This window comes from Micromonospora sp. WMMD710, assembly GCF_029626045.1.
Classification (GTDB): Bacteria; Actinomycetota; Actinomycetes; order Mycobacteriales; family Micromonosporaceae; genus Micromonospora.
Genome location: NZ_JARUBD010000001.1, coordinates 6,515,042 through 6,530,893, shown reverse-complemented (window position 1 = coordinate 6,530,893; position 15,852 = coordinate 6,515,042). Strand labels below are relative to the sequence as shown.

Here is a 15,852-nt window from a genome sequence, read left to right as displayed (position 1 = left end):
GACGGGGGCTCCAAGGGATGGTGCCGGTGGCCGGGTCAGCCGCCCGCGCTCGGGCTGACGCTCGGCGTCGGGCCGCCGCTGGGCGCACCGGCGGCCTGCTGCGCCTGCTGGAACGCGGTCAGCGCCTCGTCCAGTGCCTTCAACGCGCGACCGTACCGCTCGAAGTCACCGGACGTCTGCGCGGCGCGGACCTCGGTGATGGCGGCCTGCACCCGGTCCGCGGCGGCGGCCAGCGCGCCCGTCGGCGGCGGGTTGCTGGTGCTCGGCGTCGGCGACGGCGTACCCGTCGGCGCCGGCGTCGGGCTGGTCGGGTTACCCCCGGTGGTCGGGGGCGGCGAGGTGCCCTGCCCGGCCTTCTTACCCTGCTCGACCAACTGCTTGATGCCGTCGTTGATGTTGTCGGCGAGCGCCACGAACGAGCCGCCGTCACCGTACGAGAGCAGCACCTTCTGCAACAGCGGGTACGCGTCCTGCTGGTTGCTCTTCACGTAGACCGGCTCGACGTAGAGCATGCCGTCGGCGAAGGGCAGCGAGAGCAGGTTGCCGTACTGCACCTGCGCCTGGTTGCTGGAGAGCAGGGTCAACTGCTGACGGATGTTCGCGTTGTTGGTCATCTGCTGGTGCACCTGCACCGGGCCGGAGATCCGGGTCTGGTCCGGCAGCTCCAGCACCTCCAGCCGGGGCTTCCCGTCGACGTACGACCCGGAGATCAGAGCGGCCAGGTTCTGCCGGCCGTTCGGGGTGACCGCGGAGGTGAGCTGGAACCGCGGGCCCTCCTGCCCGGGGAACTGCGTGAACAGGTAGTACGGGGGCTGCTTCTGGCCGCTGTCCGGTGCGTCCGGCACGTTGGGCACCTGCCAGAAGTCCTGGGCGGAGTAGAAGTCGCCAGGGTTTGTCACGTGGAACTTCGTGAGCAGGTTGCGCTGCACCTTGAACATGTCCGCCGGGTAGCGCAGGTGCTCGGTCAGCTCGACCGGGATCTCGGCCTTCGGCTGGATCAGGTCGCCGCCGAACGCCTTGTTCCACGCCTTGAGCACCGGGTCGGTGTCGTCGTACTCGTAGAGCGTCACGGTGCCGTCGTACGCGTCGACGGTGGCCTTCACCGAGTTGCGCATGTAGTTGACGTTCTCCCGGGCCAGCTGAAAGGTACCCCGGTTGGTCAGCTCGTCGGTGGTCTCGGTCTGCAGGTTGACCCGCTCGGCGTACGGGTAGGTGGCGGCCGTCGTGTAGCCGTCGACGATCCACTGCACGCGGCCGTCGACCACCGCCGGGTACGGGTCGCCGTCCAGGGTGAGGAACGGCGCGACCTTCTCCACCCGGTCCCGCGGGTTGCGCACGTACAGCAGCTTGGAGTCCTTGTTGACCGCCTCGGAGAGCAAGAAGTTCGACTCCTGCTCCTTGATGGCGTACAGCAGCCTGCGCGTGAACGAGCCGATCTTCACGCCGCCCTCGCCGGTGTAGGTGTAGGACTCGCCGCCACCCTCGCCGACCGGCCGGTCGAACTCGGCCTTCTTGTTCGGGTCGGACTGCCCGACGATCGCGTAGTCGTCGGCCGCCATCCGCTCGCCGTAGTAGATCCGCGGCTGCTTGGCCGGGATCTGCTCCGTCTGCGAGGAGCACGCCTCCTGGGTCCGCTCCCCCAGGAAGCCGGAGACGAAGAACGGCTGTCCGCCGCAGACCACCTGGTTCGCCGGGGCGGCCACCAGGCCGTATCCGTGGGTGTAGACGGTGTGCCGGTTGATCCAGGTGTTCTGCTGGTCGGTCAGCTCGCCGTAGTTGATTTCCCGGACGCCGACCACGTAGTCGGAGGTCTTGCCGTTCACCCCGTACCTGTCGATGTCCAGCTTGGGGCCGAAGTCGTAGAAGCCCCGGACCTGCTGGAGCTGGGTGTACGTCTCGCTGACCAGCTGCGGGTCGAGCAGGCGGACGTTCGACACCACCGAGGTGTCGGTGGCCAGGTTCGCCGGTGGGGTGTAGTTGTTCGCCGCGTACGGGGTGGTCTCGGTGGCCGCCAGCCCGAACGCCGCCCGCGTCGCGTCGATGCTGCGCTGGATGTACGGCGCCTCCTTGTCCTTGGCGCTCGGCTTGACCTCGAAGGTCTGCACCGCCCAGGGATAGATGCCGCCGATCGCCACCGCGGACACGCCGAGCAGGGCCAGCGAGATACCCGGCCAGACCAGGTTCCGCATCCAGGCGTTGGAGAACACGATGATCGCGATCGCCACCACGATCGAGATGTACGCCAGGATCTCCTTCGCCGGCAGCAACGCGTTGACGTCGGCGTAGCCGGCGCCGTACAGCTTGGCGCCCTCGTTGTACTCCAGCAGCATGGCCCGCCGGTCCAGTACGTACGCGACGGCCTTGAGCAGCACGAAGACCGCGACCAGGCTGCTCAGGTGGCCGCGGGCGGCGTTGCTCATCCGGTCCCCGACACCCTGCAGGCGGACGCCACCGAACAGGTAGTGCACCGCCAGCGCGCCGATCACGGCCAGCACCACCGCGGTGAAACCGACCCCGAGCAGGTAGCGCCAGAACGGCAGCTGGAAGACGTAGAAACCGAGGTCAACCCCGAACTCCGGGTCCTTGATCCCGAAGTCGCCGCCGTTGCGGAACAGCAGCCACTGGCTCCACCGGCTCTGGGCGGAGAGGCCGGCGAACAGTCCGATCACGGCGGAGGCCAGCGCGATCCAGGTGCCGAGGCGCGGCGTGAGCGCCATCCGGTAACGCTCCAGGGTCGCCTGCTCCACCGAGTGCGGGCGCAGCCGCGGACGCAGCCGGTACGCCAACCACAGGTTGCCGCCGACGATCACCGCCATGCCGAAACCGATGACCAGGAAGAGCAACAGGCGGGTGAGCAGCACACCGGTGAAGACCTCGGTGTAGCGGACCTCGTCGAACCAGAGCCAGTCCGTCCATGCCTGGACACCCCAGCCGAGCAGGGTGAAGAGCACGAACACCGCGACCAGGACAGCGATGGTGACGCGTCCGCGCCGGCTCATCCTCGGCAGGGGGCTGCTGCTACGCATTACCACTGTTGGCTCCGCACGCTCGATGTGATCGGCTCCGATCAGGCACCCAGAGTACGGGGTGTTCCTGAACGTGTCGGGGCACGGTCACACCGTCAGCAGCGGGTCGGCTGGCCTCCAGCACGAAGGGTCTCCAGAGCGGTCAACGCCTCGTCCAACGAACCCACCCGCAGCAGCGGCAGATCGGGCTGCGGATTGCGGACCGCCTCGGCGCAGTTGTCCGCCGGGACGAGGAAGACCTTGGCACCGGCGCGCTTCGCGCCGACCAGCTTCTGGGCGATCCCGCCGATCGGGCCGACCGAGCCCTCGTCGTCGATGGTGCCGGTGCCGGCGATGACCTTTCCGCCGGTGAGGTCCGCCGGGGTCAGCTTGTCGACGATGCCCAGGGCGAACATCAGGCCGGCGCTCGGCCCACCGATGTCCTCCAACTCGATGTCGAGCGTGAACGGGTGCGGCTGCTGCTGGTCGATCTCGACGCCGATCCGCGGCCGGCCGTCCTGCTCCCGGCTGGTCACCGTCGCCGTCGCCGGCACGCCGTCGCGGGTGTAGCCGATGGTCAACGCCGTACCGGCCGGCTTGGCCCGGACCAGCTCGGTGACCTTAGCGGCCACCGGCACCGGTCGACCGTCGACCGAGGTGACCACGTCGCCGACCTTGAGCGCCCCGGCGGACGGGCCGTCCGCGGCGACGGTCTTCACCACCACCTGCACCGGGAAACCCAGCTCGCGTAGCGCGGCCGTCTCGGCGCTGGTCTGCGACACCTTGAAGTCCTCGGCGTTGCGCTGCTCGACCTGCTCCGTCGACTCACCCGGCGGGTAGACCAGCTCGCGCGGCACCACCGCCTCGTCGTCGGAGAACCAACCGGCGATGGCCGACCGGAGCCGTACCGTCGGTTGCACCCCCACGGTCGTCAACCGGAGCTGGCCCGCGGAGGTGGACGTCTCCCGCCCGGCGACCTTGATGACTTCCTTGCCGTCGGCCGTGCCGAGGGTGTTCACCGTCGGGCCCGGGCCGAGCACCACGTACGGGATCGGCACCCGGAGCACCCCGATGCTCAGCAGGGCGGTGAACAGGGCACCGAGCAGGACCGTCAGGCCACGACGTCTCATGCGGCAGAGCGTACCGACCGGTCGACGGCCGCCCGCCGGATGCGCCACACGACTTCGCCCTCAGCGCAACGCCAGCAGCGGCGACCTGGGGCGCGGCGCGCGTACCGTAGACGTCGTGCCTGATATTCCGTTCGGTTTCGCGCTCCCGGGTGGGCAACCACCAGACCCCAACGATCCCGCGCAGATGCAGCAGTTCATGTCGCAGTTGCAGCACCTGCTGTCCGCGCCGGGCAGTGGTCCGGTCAACTGGGACCTGGCCCGTCAGGTGGCCGCCAGCCAGCTCGCGGCCGCCGGCGACCCGGCGGTGTCACCGTACGAGCGTCACGCGGTGGAGGAGGCGCTACGCCTTGCCGACCTGTGGCTGGAGCCGGCCTCGGCGTGGCCGTCGGGCATTCAGACCCCGGTCGCCTGGAACCGCAACGAGTGGATCTTCAAGACGCTCGACGTGTGGCGCAAGCTCTGCGACCCGGTGGCCAGCCGGATGGTCGGCGCGATGGGTGACCTGGTGCCACCGGAGGCGCGCGCCCAGCTCGGCCCGATGCAGTCGATGGTTGCCACCCTCGGCGGGGCGCTCTTCGGCGGCCAACTGGGTCAGGCCCTCGGCTCGCTCGCCGCGGAGGTGCTCTCCGCCGGCGACATCGGGCTGCCGCTCGGCCCGGCCGGCACGGCCGCGCTGATCCCAGCCAACATCCGGGCGTACGGCGAGGGCCTGGAACTCCCCGAGGATGAGGTACGCCTCTACGTGGCCCTGCGTGAGGCCGCCCACCAGCGGCTGTTCCAGCACGTCCCGTGGCTGCGCGGGCACGTGCTCAGCGCCGTCGAGATGTACGCCTCGGGCATCCGGGTCAACCGGGAGGCGATCGAGGAGGCGATGGGCCGGGTCGACCCGACCGACCCGGAGTCGATGCAGGCGATCGCCCTGGAAGGCATCTTCACCCCGGAGGACACCCCGGCGCAGAAGGCCTCCCTGGCCCGCCTGGAGACCGCGTTGGCCCTGGTCGAGGGCTGGGTGTGCCACGTCGTGGACAGCGCCGCCAGCGAACGGCTCCCCAACGTCGTCCGGCTGGGCGAGGCGTTCCGCCGCCGCCGGGCCGCCGGTGGTCCCGCCGAGCAGACCTTCGCCGCGCTGGTCGGTCTGGAGCTGCGCCCGCGCCGGCTGCGCGAGGCCGCGGCACTCTGGGCCGCGCTCACCACGCACCGGGGCATCGAGGGCCGCGACGCCGTCTGGGGGCACCCCGACCTGCTCCCGTCGGACGACGACTTCGCCGACCCGGTCGCCTTCGCGATGAACGACATGGACCTGAGTGAGCTGGACAGCTTCGACTTCACCGCCCCCGGTGGCGCGGAGGAGAAGGCTCCCGGCCAGTCCGACGAGACCGACGACGACGGCGACGCCAAGCCCTGACGCCCGGCCCTGACGCCCGGCCCTGACGCCCGGCCCTGACGCCCGGCCCTGACGCTTGGCCCTGACGCTTGGCCCTGACGCTTGGCCCTGACGCTTGGCCGTTCGGTGGCCGGCCCGGATGCCCGAAGGCGGGCAATGACGGGTGTGAGCGTGATGCCTGTGAGTCATCAATATGACCCACAGGCATCACGCTCATCGGTGCACCCGCCTCCCCAGCCTCACCGCTCGATGGCGGGCACCCGGCAGCCCGGCGTCGGGTCCGCCGGCCCGTGGCGCACCGGTAGCGGGCCGTCTGACGGTCGCCCCCGCTGGTAGCGGGTCCGCCGGACGATGGGCGGGCCGGTGGCGGACCCCGTCCGGCGGTCGCCTCGCCGATAGCGCGTCACCCGATGGTGGGCGCGCCGCGCCGACAGCGGATCCGCCGATAGTGGGCGCGCCGCGCCGACAGCGGATCCGCCGGCGGTGGGCGCGCCGCGCCGACAGCGGGTCAGGCGGGCCGGCCCGAGCCGGAGAGCAGGGCCCGAGTGGCCTCCCAGCCCTCGAAGGCCGGGTCCAGGGTGGCCAGGTCGGCCGGGCCGCGCATCCGTCGCCACCCGGCGGTGACCACCACGTCCATGGGCCGGGGTGCACCGGAGCGCGCGTCGGCCGGCGTCGCGGTGTCCAGATCCAGCGGGGGTAGCCATCCCGGCACGGGCAGCCGTACGGCCACCCCGAGCAGACCCGGTCCGCCACCCTCCACCGGAGCCACCGCGACCGGTCGGGTGGTGAGCGGGCGCAGCAGCTTGCCGACGGTCAGCGCAGGCAGATCGGGCACGTCACCAGCGAGTACCGCCGCCTGGTCGTAGCCGTCCAGCACGGCGAACACCGCGTTCGGCGTCGGCTCGGACACCTCGTACACCGTGGTGCCGGGCCAGACCAGGGCGTCCGCCAGCGCGCGGTCGGCCGGGGTCACCGCGACGGCGACCTCCACCTCGTTGAGGGTGGCGATCAGGTCGACGACGTCCTCGGCGAGCGCCGACCGCCAGTCCGCCCGATCGACGCCGGGCGGCGACCACTGGACCGGCCCAAGCAACGCCACCACCACCCGCCGCGACATGTCCCCGACCCTAGCGCCCCACCTCGCCCGGAACCCGCCCCGGCCGAGCCCAGCCAGCCCCAGCCCGACCCAGCCCGACCCGGCCCAGCCCGGCCCAGCCCAGCCCGGCCCGGGCCGGCCCGGCGGGATGATCCACTCAGTTTCGGCGGAACCGGGGTGTCCGCGCCGCCGGGATACGGGGGATCAGCGCGGGTCAGGTGGGGACGGGGGCGCCGGAGGCGGCGGCCACGCCTTCGAGGTACCCGCGGGCGCGTTCCGCCTTGGGGTAGCGACCCACCAGCGCCCAGAACCGCGCGTTGTGACTGGGCACGATGAGGTGCGCCAACTCGTGCAGCAACACGTAGTCGATCACCCAGTCGGGCATGTCCTGCACGCGGTGGGAGATCCGGATGCTGCGGTCGGCGGGCGTGCAGGAGCCCCATCGGCCGTTCTGGTTGGTGACCCACCGCACGCTGGCCGGCACCGCGCGAGCGCCGTACCCGCTGAGGTAGAGGTCGATGAGCCGGGTGGCCCGGGCCAGCAGCTCGGCGTCGGAGCGGGCCAGCCGGCCCTCCCGGGCGGCGAGCCGGGCCAGCATCCGGTCGACCCATTCGCTCTCCTCGGCGCGGGAGAACTGGTCCGGGATGAGGACGACGACACGTTCGCCGTCACGGTACGCGGACACCGTGCGTCGTCGGCGCTGACTGCGCCGCACCTCGACGACCGGCTTGCGCGTCCCCGCCATCACTGGCCCGCGCAGCCTCGGCTACGTGTCACGTCAGAAAGCTAATGCGTACTGACCAGGGGTCCGCAAGAGTCAACCGCACGACACGCGCCCAGAAAATGGCGATTGGTCGCCCAGCGTCCCGAAAATTTCTTGACCGAGCCGTCGCCGCGCCCTCTCGTCACCCTTCGTGCAGACCAAGCTCGGGGTACGCCGCCTCCACCGTAGTGATCACCGCTTCGGACGCCGCACAGGCCACCCGCACGGGTGGCTGAGAGGTTTGGTCGGCGTGTCCCCGCCAAACTGACTTATCCGACCTATTTCGCCATGCACACTCTCGACGTCGACTTGCTCACAGTGTCGATGCACAGCTGACATGGAACTGCCCAGACCTGGGTAGGGTCCGCGGACCAGCGGTCACGAAGGTGGCCGTGGAGTGAGACCCAGCGGCGCCCCGTGTGGCCCGCCGCCGGGCACCCCGCCGGGACCGTATTGACCGGCGGACGAGACGAGGAGGGCACCGTGGCCGACCAGGCCCAGACGACCTACAACGGTTACTGCGTGAAGTGCAAGGAGAAGCGGGACTTCGAGGGGCACGTCGAGGTCTCGAAGACCGGTATGAACATGGCAAAGGGCAAGTGTCCGGTATGCGGTACAACAGTGAACCGCATCCTGGGCAAGGCCAAGGTCTGACCCGTACGGGTGGACGGGGGCGGGGTGGCCGACGGCCACCCCGCCCCCGTTGCCGTCCCGCCGCGCCGCGCCGCGCCGACCCACTGTCGGGTGACCGACACCCCTACTCGCCGGTTGTGGATAACTCGGCGAATCCTGTGGACAGCGCTGGACAGCGGCCCGGCCACCTGTGGACAACGATCGACCGAGAGCAGGGAAGCGGTCACGATTCGTCACTATGAGTCGTCCCGTGCTGCCCCGGCCCACCCTGCTGCCCGGCCTCAATCGGCTGTGGCGCGACCGCCACACCCTTCAACTCGGCGTCGGCCCCGGCCCTGCCGTGCTGCTGGAGCTGGCCAACCCTCGCGCCGCTTACCTGCTCGACCTGCTCGACGGCACCCGTAGCGAACGGCAGGTGCTGGCGTACGCGCCCGCCGCGCGGGTCACCACCGACGATGCTCGTACCCTGCTCGCCGCCCTGCGCACGGCGGGCCTGCTGGTGCCCGCGCACAGCCTGCTCCCCCGCGAGCTGGCCGGCCCGCTCCGGGCGCGGCTCGCCTCGGAGGCAGGCGCGCTGGCCCTGGCCGCGGCCCGGCTGCCCGGCACCCCCGCGCAGGTGCTGCGTCGCCGACGAACCGCCCGGGTGCTGCTCACCGGCACCGGCGCACTCGGTGCACCGCTGGCCGTGGCGCTGGCCCAGTCCGGCGTCGGGCAGGTGATCCCCCACCTCACCGGTCCGGTACGCGCCGTCGACCTGGTCGGCACCGGCATCACGGCCGCCGAGTTGGGCCATCCGCTGGCCCCGGCGGTACGGGCCGCGATCGACCGGGTCGCACCGGGCACCGGCACCCACCCGGGCCGTGCCGTCCGCGTCGACCTGGTGATCCAGTTGGGCACCGACCGTCCTCCGGCGCTGCTCGCGGCCGGTCTCGCCCAGCGCCGCCAGCCGCACCTTCTGATCACCCTGCGCGAGGGCGTACCGGTCGTCGGGCCGCTGGTCCGGCCACCCGCCGGGCCGTGCCTGCACTGCGTCGAGCTGCACCGGGCCGACCGCGACCCGGCCTGGCCACGGCTCGCCGCCCAACTCGCGGCCACCGCGCCGACCCCGGCCGGTACGACCGGCACGCTGCTCGCGGCGATCGGGTACGCGCTCGTCGAGGCGCTGACGCAGCTCGACGGCGGCAGTCCGGAGACGCTCGGTGCCGCGCTGGAGATCGTCGGCGCCGGCCGGTTCCGCCGCCGGGGCTGGCCACCCCATCCGGCGTGCGGGTGCTCGGAGAGCCGGGCGTACGCACCAGCCCGGCCGCACGGCAGCAGCGGGGCCCTCCGGTCGGTAACAATGACCGGGTGACCGACATCCCGCGCCGGGCCGTGTCCCGGACCGCCAAGCTCGCCGCTCTGCCGCTCGGCTTCGCCGGCCGGACCGTCCTCGGCATGGGAAAGCGTGTCACCGGGCTCGCCTCCGACGTGATCTCCGCGGAGATCCAGCAACGCACCGCCGAGCAGCTGTTCAGCGTCCTGGGCCAGCTCAAGGGCGGTGCGATGAAGTTCGGCCAGGCGCTGTCGGTCTTCGAGGCGGCCCTTCCGGAGGAGATCGCCGCCCCCTACCGGCAGGCGTTGACCAAGCTCCAGGAGGCGGCGCCGCCGCTGCCGGCCGCCAGCGTGCACAAGGTGCTGGCCGAGCAGCTCGGCCCGAACTGGCGGGACCGGTTCGTCGAGTTCGACGACACCCCGGCCGCCGCCGCCAGCATCGGCCAGGTGCACCGGGCCCGGTGGCGGGAACCGGGGTACGACGCCTCGGGTGCGCCGAACGCCCGCGACGTGGCCGTGAAGATCCAGTATCCGGGCGCCGGTGACGCGCTGCTCGCCGACCTCAAGCAGCTCTCCCGGCTGGGCGGGATGTTCCGGGCCATCCAGCCCGGCCTGGACGTCAAGCCGCTCCTGGTGGAGCTGCGTGAACGGATCACCGAGGAGTTGGACTACGAGCTGGAGGCCGAGTCGCAGCGCACCTTCGCCGCCGCGTACGCCGACGACCCGGAGATCTACATCCCGGCGGTGATCAACGCGGCGCCCCGGGTGCTGGTGACCGAGTGGGTGACGGGCACGCCGCTGGCGGACATCATCCGGGAGGGCACCGAGGAGCAGCGGGACGAGGCCGGCCGGCTGATGGCCACCCTGCACCTCTCGGCGCCGCAGCGGGCCGGGCTGCTGCACGCCGACCCGCATCCGGGCAATTTCCGGCTGCTGGCCGACGGCCGGCTCGGGGTGATCGACTTCGGCGCGGTGGCGCGGATGCCGGAGGGCACGCCGGAGCCGATCGGTCGTATCGCCGCGTTGGCCCTGCGCAACGACGCCGCCGGGGTGGTGGAGGGGCTGCGGTCCGAGGGCTTCATCGGCGCCGCCGACGATATCGACGCCGAGGGTGTGCTCGACTTCATCCGGCCGATGCTGGAGCCCATCGCCACCGACGGGTTTCGCTTCACCCGGGCGTGGCTGCGCGGCGAGGCGGCGCGACTGGCCAGCCCCCGGTCCCCCACCTACCAGCTGAGCCGGCAGCTCAACCTGCCGCCGTCGTACCTGCTCATCCACCGGGTGACACTCGGATCGATCGGGGTGCTCTGCCAGTTGGAGGCGAAGGCCCCGTACCGGAGCATCCTGGAACGCTGGCTCCCCGGCTTCGCTCCCGTGGCGTGAGCACACCGGGCTGAGAACGTCGCGAAGGGCGGGTGCCGGTCGGCACCCGCCCTTCTGAGTGGGGTTGGTACTAGAGAACGCCCAGGTCGCGCGCCGACTGGTTACGGCTGTTCATGGCGACGGTACGGGCGGATCGGGTTGCCTCAGTGCTCGTGGTGGTACGACCGGCCTGAGGCCGGCGCATTCGAGCCCGGGACAACGCTTCGTGGAGTAGTTGCATCTCGAAGGCTCCAGTCGGGACGTTGAACATCGTCTTCTCACTCGCTGCCGGCGTGACACCGGCGTAGCTGGTACGGATCGGGAACATGTCAGGCTGCCAGCCGGACCGCGCCACGCACCTCGGACAGCCCACTGGCCGCCAGGCGCGCCTCGGCCTCGACCCGGAGCTCGGCGTCACGGGCGACGTCCTCCTTGCGCGGACGGCCACGGGGCCGCTTGCGCGGGACGACCGCGCCACGCTCGAAGATCTCGCCGCCCCAGACGCCCCACGGCTCCGCTCGCTCCACCGCCCCGGCCAGGCACTCGACGCGCAGCGGGCAGTCCCCGCAGAGCGACTTGGCCAGCTCGAGCTGGGCGGGCGAGTCAGAGAACCACAGGTCGGGGTCGAACTTCCGGCAGGGCAGGTTCGCCTCCATCTCGACGCTCACATCGAGGGGGGCCAACGCCAGACTCATCTCCCGGTCACCTCTCTCTCACTTCGATCTCGTGGATCGCATTCCGACGTAACTTCGGCGGGGCAAAAAACTGAGGCCGCGGATCCCGGTAGCGGGTTCCGCGGCCTCGAGGTGAGCCGGTGTCTGAGAGTCAGACCGGTCTACCTCGAGGTGGAACGCCGCGGACATTCGTGCGCTTCTTGGCGCCATCGATGCCCATGCCCGTGATGCCACTGGTCCCATCAACTCCGGTGGGCGCGACGGCCAGGGTCAGCTCGGCCTGAACCTGGTGCACCTGCGGAACCGACGGTCGTGCGGCCGCAAGGGCCACCCGGACAGCCGACAACGGAGCGTGGACAGACGGCATCGCCGCCAGACGCTCATAGGTGAAGATCTTCACGGGTGCCACCTCCCTCACGTTCCTCGAAAATCGACTGGACCAACCCCCGTGAGCAGCCGGAATGGCGCCGCTCGCGTGGTGTGTCCTGAGGCTATTCCTCGCGCCGGGGCGAGGGCAAACGAATTTACGACTGGATTTCGAAAGTTTTCTCCGGGCAGACGTCGTCCACCCCCGCGCCCCCCACGAGCGCCAACACCGACTCCCCGTACAGGCCCAACTTGCGGGGGCCGATGCCGGCGATGGCGATCAGCTCCTCCGGCCGGCCGGGACGCCGCTCGGCCAGCGCGGTCAACGTGGCGTCGGTGAAGACCACGTACGCCGGGACCTTCTGCGCGCCGGCCACCCGCTGCCGCCACTCCCGCAGTCGTTCGTGCAGCTCATCGTCGATGTCGGACGGGCAGGTGGGGCAGCGGCCCAGCTTGCGGTCGGGACCGGCGAGCAGGGTGGCGCCGCAGATCCGGCAGGACACGATCTGGGTCCGTCGACGCTCCGGGCGGCGGGCCGGACCGGTGCCGCCGGCCGCCCGTTCGGTCCCGCCCGAGCGGTCCAGCTGGGGCAGGAACCGCGACGGCCGCCGGGCCCGCCCGCCCGGCGAGCGCGCCGAGGCGTACGACAGCCAGAGCCACTGCCGGGCCCGGGTGATCCCGACGTAGAGCAGCCGTCGTTCCTCCTCGACCTGCTCGACGGTCTTGGCGTACGTGGTGGGCAGGGTGCCCTCGGCGAGGCCGACCAGGAAGACCGCGTCCCACTCCAGCCCCTTGGCCGAGTGCAGGGAGGCCAGCGTCACCCCGTCCACGGTCGGCACGTGCTGCTGGGCGGCACGGTTGGCCAGCTCCTCGGTGAAGTCGGTCAGGGTGACCGGGCGCTCCACCGAGGCGGCCTCCCCGATCGGCACGACCTCGGGGGTGGCCGCGTACTCCTCGGCGAGCTGGACCAGCGCGGCGAGTGCCTCCCAGCGCTCGCGGGCGGCGCCGCCGGCCGGGGGCGCGTCGGGTGCCCACCCGACCGCGGTGAGCGCCTCGACGACGGCGGCCGGTAGCGGCGTCTCCCCGGGGATCGAGCGGGTGGCGGAGCGCAGGGCGATCATCGCCTGACGCACCTCGGTCCGCTCGAAGAAGCGCTCCGCGCCCTGCACCACGTACGGCACGGCGGTCTCGGTGAGCGCCTTCTCGTACGCCTCGGACTGCGCGTTGGTGCGGAACAGCACGGCGATCTCCTTCGCCGGTGTGCCCGCGTCGATGAGCGACCGGCAGCGGGCGGCCACCGCGTTCGCCTCGGCCGGCTCGTCGGTGAAGATCCGCAGGTCCGGTACCGGTCCCGGGGGGCGTTGACCGCTCAGCTCCAGCCGCAGCCGCGCCTCGGTGCCCCGGGCCTGGGAGATCACCGCGTTGGCCAGCCCGACCACCTGCGGGGTGGAGCGGTAGTCGCGGACCAGCCGGACCACGGTGGCGTTGCGGTGCCGGCGCGGGAAGTCGACCAGGTACGACGAGGTCGCCCCGGTGAACGAGTAGATCGTCTGGCTGGCGTCGCCGACCACGGTGAGGTCGTTGCGGCCGGCCAGCCAGGCGTCCAGCAGCCGCTGCTGGAGCGGGTTGACGTCCTGGTACTCGTCGACCACGAAGTGCCGGTACTGGCCACGGACCTGCTCGGCGACGTCCGGGTGTTCCTCGATGCCCCACACCGCGGCACGCAGCATGTCCTCAAAGTCGATCACGCCGTTGGAGCGCTTGAGCTGCTCGTACGCGGTGAACACGTCGGCCACCTTCGCCGGCTCGTGCGGCGTGTCCCGCAGTGCCCGGGCCGCCGCCACCACGTAGTCCCCCGGCTCGACCAGCGACGACTTGGCCCACTCGATCTCACCGGCCAGATCCCGGGCGGCGGCCCGGTCGGTGCGCAGGCCGACCCGGGCGGCGGCGAGGGTGACCAGCCGCACCTTGCTGTCCAGCAGCTCGGGCATGGCCCGGCCGGCCAGCAGCCGGGGGGCGAAGTAGCGGACCTGGCGCAGCGCGGCCGCGTGGAAGGTGCGCGCCTGCACGCCCCGCACGCCGAGCAGCGAGATCCGGTGCCGCATCTCGGCGGCGGCCCGGGCGGTGAAGGTGACCGCGAGCACGTGCCGCGGGGAGATCTCACCGGAAAGCGCCCGGTGGGCGATCCGGGTGGTGATCGCGCGGGTCTTGCCGGTGCCGGCGCCGGCCAGGATGCAGACCGGGCCGGCGGGTGCGGTCACCGCGGCGCGCTGCTCCGGGTCCAGCCCGGCGAGCACCTGTTCCGACGCTGAGTGAACCACCACAACCAGGAATCATCTCAGCTCCTCCGAACGTTGCAGCGAACAGCCTCGGCTTGATCCGCAAGCCGGCGGCCGGAGGAGTTGGAGGATCCGACCATGCTGACGATGTATTCCACCCCCTGGTGCGGCTACTGCCACCGGCTGAAGTCGCAGCTCGACCGGGAGGGCATCGGGTACGAGGTGGTCGACATCGAGCAGGACCCGAAGGCCGCGGAGTTCGTGATGAGTGTCAACGGCGGCAACCAGACGGTGCCGACGTTGCGCTTCGCCGACGGCAGCGCCCTCACCAATCCCTCGATCACCCAGGTCAAGCAGCACCTGGCGACTCTCACCGCCTGACCGCCGGTGTCATCCGCGACGAGCGGCCGTCCCACCCGGGGCGGCCGCTCGTCGTGTCCGGTATCCGTCAGTTCTGGGGTGGCCGGTGGATGCCGGTGACCACCGGCTCGTCGGCGTCGTCGGCCGGGCGTCGGGGCGCGGGCAACCTCGGGCGGGTCGGCGGCGTGGGTGGGCGGGCACCGGCCGGCGCGCTGAGGTGCCGGCCCCGCCACAGGTAGCCGCCGGCGGCGATGGTGGCCACCCCGACCAGCGCGAACAGCACCCGGTAGTCCAGGAAGCCGACGAGCAGGGCACCCGCGCCGATGGAGAACGCCTGCGGTCCGCTGATGACCGCCTCGGTGGCCGCGGCGACGCGGCCGACCAGCCCGGGTGGGGTACGTCGCTGGATCAGCGTGTGCAGGCCCACCATGGTCAGCGGGAGCGACACGCCGGCCAGCAGCACCGCCGCGAACCCGAGCCGCAGGTCGGGGTACGCGAGCGCGAGCGCCGCCGGCCCGAACAGGGCGACCCCGGTGGCCAGTGTGCCGACCTCACCGAGTCGGCGGACCAGCGCCGGTGAGCAGAGCCCGCCCAGCAGCCCACCCACCCCCTGCACGGTGACCAGCACGCCCACGAAGGCGGCGTCCCGGTCCAGTCCCTGGTCGACGTAGGCGAAGATCAGCGACTCGCTGAAGCCCATCACCAGCGACCCGAGCCCGTACCCGAGCAGGGCCCGGCGCAGGGCCGGCTCACCGGCCAGGTGGCGCAGTCCGGCACCCAGCTCGGCCGGCCAGCGCAGCCGCACCATCGGTGGTGCGGGCTGCGGGGTGGGCAGCGCGCTCACCACCGCCGCCGCGGTCAGGAAGCCGACCATGCCGATACCGGCCAGCGCCCAGCCGCCGATCGCCGCGTAGAGCGCCGCCCCGGCCAGCGGGCCGATCAGCCGCAGCCCCTGGCGGACGGTCTGCAGGACGCCGTTCGCCTCGGCCAGCAGCTCCACCGGCACCAGCTGCCGGATCAGCCCGCTGAGCGCCGCGCTGAGCGTGATGTACGACAGGCCGTACAGGGCGGCCACCAGGTACACGAGCCAGACGTCGCCGGCGTCTCGGACGGTGAACAGCGGGATGAGCAGCACTGCGGTGACCAGGTTCGCGGCCACGAAGAAGGGGCGACGCGGGTAGCGGTCGACGAACCAGCCGACCAGGGGCGCCAGCGTCATCGGTGCGATGACGGCGAAGATCGTGGCACCGGCGAGCCCGTCGGAGCCGGTGAGGTCCTTGACCCAGATGGCGAGCGCGAGCAGCAGGATCGACTCGGCGGTCATGCTGGCCAGGAGGCCGCCGAAGAGCAGACGGAAGTCGGGTCGGCGCAGGACGGTGCGCATGGGATCCCTCCGGCGGGATGGTGTGCCCGGGGTGGGCGGGGTCGACGGGGCCGACAACGGGTCCGTCGTGCTCCGGCGTACCCGTGGTCCATTTTTCGCAAGACA

The 15,852-nt window shown here is 71.8% G+C and carries 13 protein-coding genes; 5 read left to right on the top strand and 8 right to left on the bottom strand.

The genetic code is table 11. From position 1 onward, the window contains the following. Positions 1 to 35 precede the first annotated feature (35 nt). Both O7620_RS30335 and O7620_RS30330 read right to left on the bottom strand, forming a co-directional pair. A complete protein-coding gene (locus O7620_RS30335) occupies positions 36 to 3,026 on the bottom strand; it encodes a UPF0182 family protein (protein ID WP_278126553.1) in 2,991 nt (996 codons plus the stop codon). Positions 3,027 to 3,121: 95 nt separating this feature from the next. Next, complete coding sequence (locus O7620_RS30330; RefSeq protein WP_192580459.1) at positions 3,122 to 4,135, bottom strand: PDZ domain-containing protein; 1,014 nt, start codon at positions 4,133 to 4,135, stop codon at positions 3,122 to 3,124. Between the two features lie 115 nt (positions 4,136 to 4,250). Between O7620_RS30330 and O7620_RS30325 the strand changes: the two genes are divergently transcribed. Next, on the top strand, positions 4,251 to 5,540 hold the full coding sequence (locus tag O7620_RS30325) for a zinc-dependent metalloprotease (RefSeq protein ID WP_151492467.1): 1,290 nt from the start codon (positions 4,251 to 4,253) through the stop codon (positions 5,538 to 5,540). A 487-nt stretch (positions 5,541 to 6,027) separates the two neighbouring features. On the opposite strand, the gene O7620_RS30320 is transcribed toward O7620_RS30325, so the two are convergent. Next, positions 6,028 to 6,636, bottom strand: a complete 609-nt coding sequence (locus O7620_RS30320) for a hypothetical protein (protein ID WP_278126550.1) — start codon at positions 6,634 to 6,636, stop codon at positions 6,028 to 6,030. A 193-nt stretch (positions 6,637 to 6,829) separates the two neighbouring features. After that, the gene (locus O7620_RS30315; protein ID WP_278126548.1) at positions 6,830 to 7,360 is read right to left on the bottom strand and encodes a M48 family metallopeptidase; all 531 of its coding nucleotides are present in this window, start codon (positions 7,358 to 7,360) and stop codon (positions 6,830 to 6,832) included. Between the two features lie 501 nt (positions 7,361 to 7,861). On the opposite strand from O7620_RS30315, the gene O7620_RS30310 reads away from it, so the two are divergent. The 3 genes from O7620_RS30310 to O7620_RS30300 all read left to right on the top strand — a co-directional run bounded on the left by O7620_RS30310 (position 7,862) and on the right by O7620_RS30300 (position 10,705). Further along, positions 7,862 to 8,032: a DUF5679 domain-containing protein gene (locus O7620_RS30310; protein WP_167457767.1), complete on the top strand. Its 171-nt coding sequence runs from the start codon at positions 7,862 to 7,864 to the stop codon at positions 8,030 to 8,032. Positions 8,033 to 8,249: 217 nt separating this feature from the next. Next, positions 8,250 to 9,362, top strand: coding sequence for a TOMM precursor leader peptide-binding protein (locus tag O7620_RS30305; protein WP_278126545.1), 1,113 nt, complete (start codon positions 8,250 to 8,252; stop codon positions 9,360 to 9,362). After that, positions 9,359 to 10,705: an AarF/ABC1/UbiB kinase family protein gene (locus O7620_RS30300; protein ID WP_151492938.1), complete on the top strand. Its 1,347-nt coding sequence runs from the start codon at positions 9,359 to 9,361 to the stop codon at positions 10,703 to 10,705. The genes O7620_RS30305 and O7620_RS30300 overlap by 4 nt, the downstream gene beginning before the upstream one ends. Positions 10,706 to 11,013: 308 nt before the next feature. Here O7620_RS30300 and O7620_RS30295 read toward each other — a convergent pair whose 3' ends face one another. From O7620_RS30295 to O7620_RS30285, 3 genes are all read right to left on the bottom strand, one after another. Continuing rightward, positions 11,014 to 11,379, bottom strand: a complete 366-nt coding sequence (locus O7620_RS30295) for a WhiB family transcriptional regulator (protein WP_121674877.1) — start codon at positions 11,377 to 11,379, stop codon at positions 11,014 to 11,016. A 130-nt stretch (positions 11,380 to 11,509) separates the two neighbouring features. Further along, positions 11,510 to 11,758 (bottom strand): hypothetical protein, encoded by a 249-nt coding sequence (locus O7620_RS30290; RefSeq protein WP_151492940.1) that lies wholly within the window; start codon positions 11,756 to 11,758, stop codon positions 11,510 to 11,512. 124 nt (positions 11,759 to 11,882) lie between these two features. Then, positions 11,883 to 14,048, bottom strand: a complete 2,166-nt coding sequence (locus O7620_RS30285; protein ID WP_278126542.1) for an ATP-dependent DNA helicase UvrD2 — start codon at positions 14,046 to 14,048, stop codon at positions 11,883 to 11,885. Between the two features lie 93 nt (positions 14,049 to 14,141). Here O7620_RS30285 and O7620_RS30280 point away from each other — a divergent pair, with 93 nt between their 5' ends. Beyond that, positions 14,142 to 14,384: a mycoredoxin gene (locus O7620_RS30280; RefSeq protein ID WP_151492942.1), complete on the top strand. Its 243-nt coding sequence runs from the start codon at positions 14,142 to 14,144 to the stop codon at positions 14,382 to 14,384. Positions 14,385 to 14,451: 67 nt separating this feature from the next. On the opposite strand, the gene O7620_RS30275 is transcribed toward O7620_RS30280, so the two are convergent. Further along, positions 14,452 to 15,804 (bottom strand): MFS transporter, encoded by a 1,353-nt coding sequence (locus tag O7620_RS30275; protein WP_278126540.1) that lies wholly within the window; start codon positions 15,802 to 15,804, stop codon positions 14,452 to 14,454. Positions 15,805 to 15,852 lie beyond the last annotated feature (48 nt).

Bases quoted from the DNA above. Each gene is read 5' to 3' on its own strand.
- O7620_RS30315 (WP_278126548.1), bottom strand. From the start codon at position 7,360: ATGGCGGGGACGCGCAAGCCGGTCGTCGAGGTGCGGCGCAGTCAGCGC.
- O7620_RS30335 (WP_278126553.1), bottom strand. From the start codon at position 3,026: ATGCGTAGCAGCAGCCCCCTGCCGAGGATGAGCCGGCGCGGACGCGTC.
- O7620_RS30330 (WP_192580459.1), bottom strand. From the start codon at position 4,135: ATGAGACGTCGTGGCCTGACGGTCCTGCTCGGTGCCCTGTTCACCGCC.
- O7620_RS30295 (WP_121674877.1), bottom strand. From the start codon at position 11,379: ATGAGTCTGGCGTTGGCCCCCCTCGATGTGAGCGTCGAGATGGAGGCG.
- O7620_RS30280 (WP_151492942.1), top strand. From the start codon at position 14,142: ATGCTGACGATGTATTCCACCCCCTGGTGCGGCTACTGCCACCGGCTG.
- O7620_RS30305 (WP_278126545.1), top strand. From the start codon at position 8,250: ATGAGTCGTCCCGTGCTGCCCCGGCCCACCCTGCTGCCCGGCCTCAAT.
- O7620_RS30320 (WP_278126550.1), bottom strand. From the start codon at position 6,636: ATGTCGCGGCGGGTGGTGGTGGCGTTGCTTGGGCCGGTCCAGTGGTCG.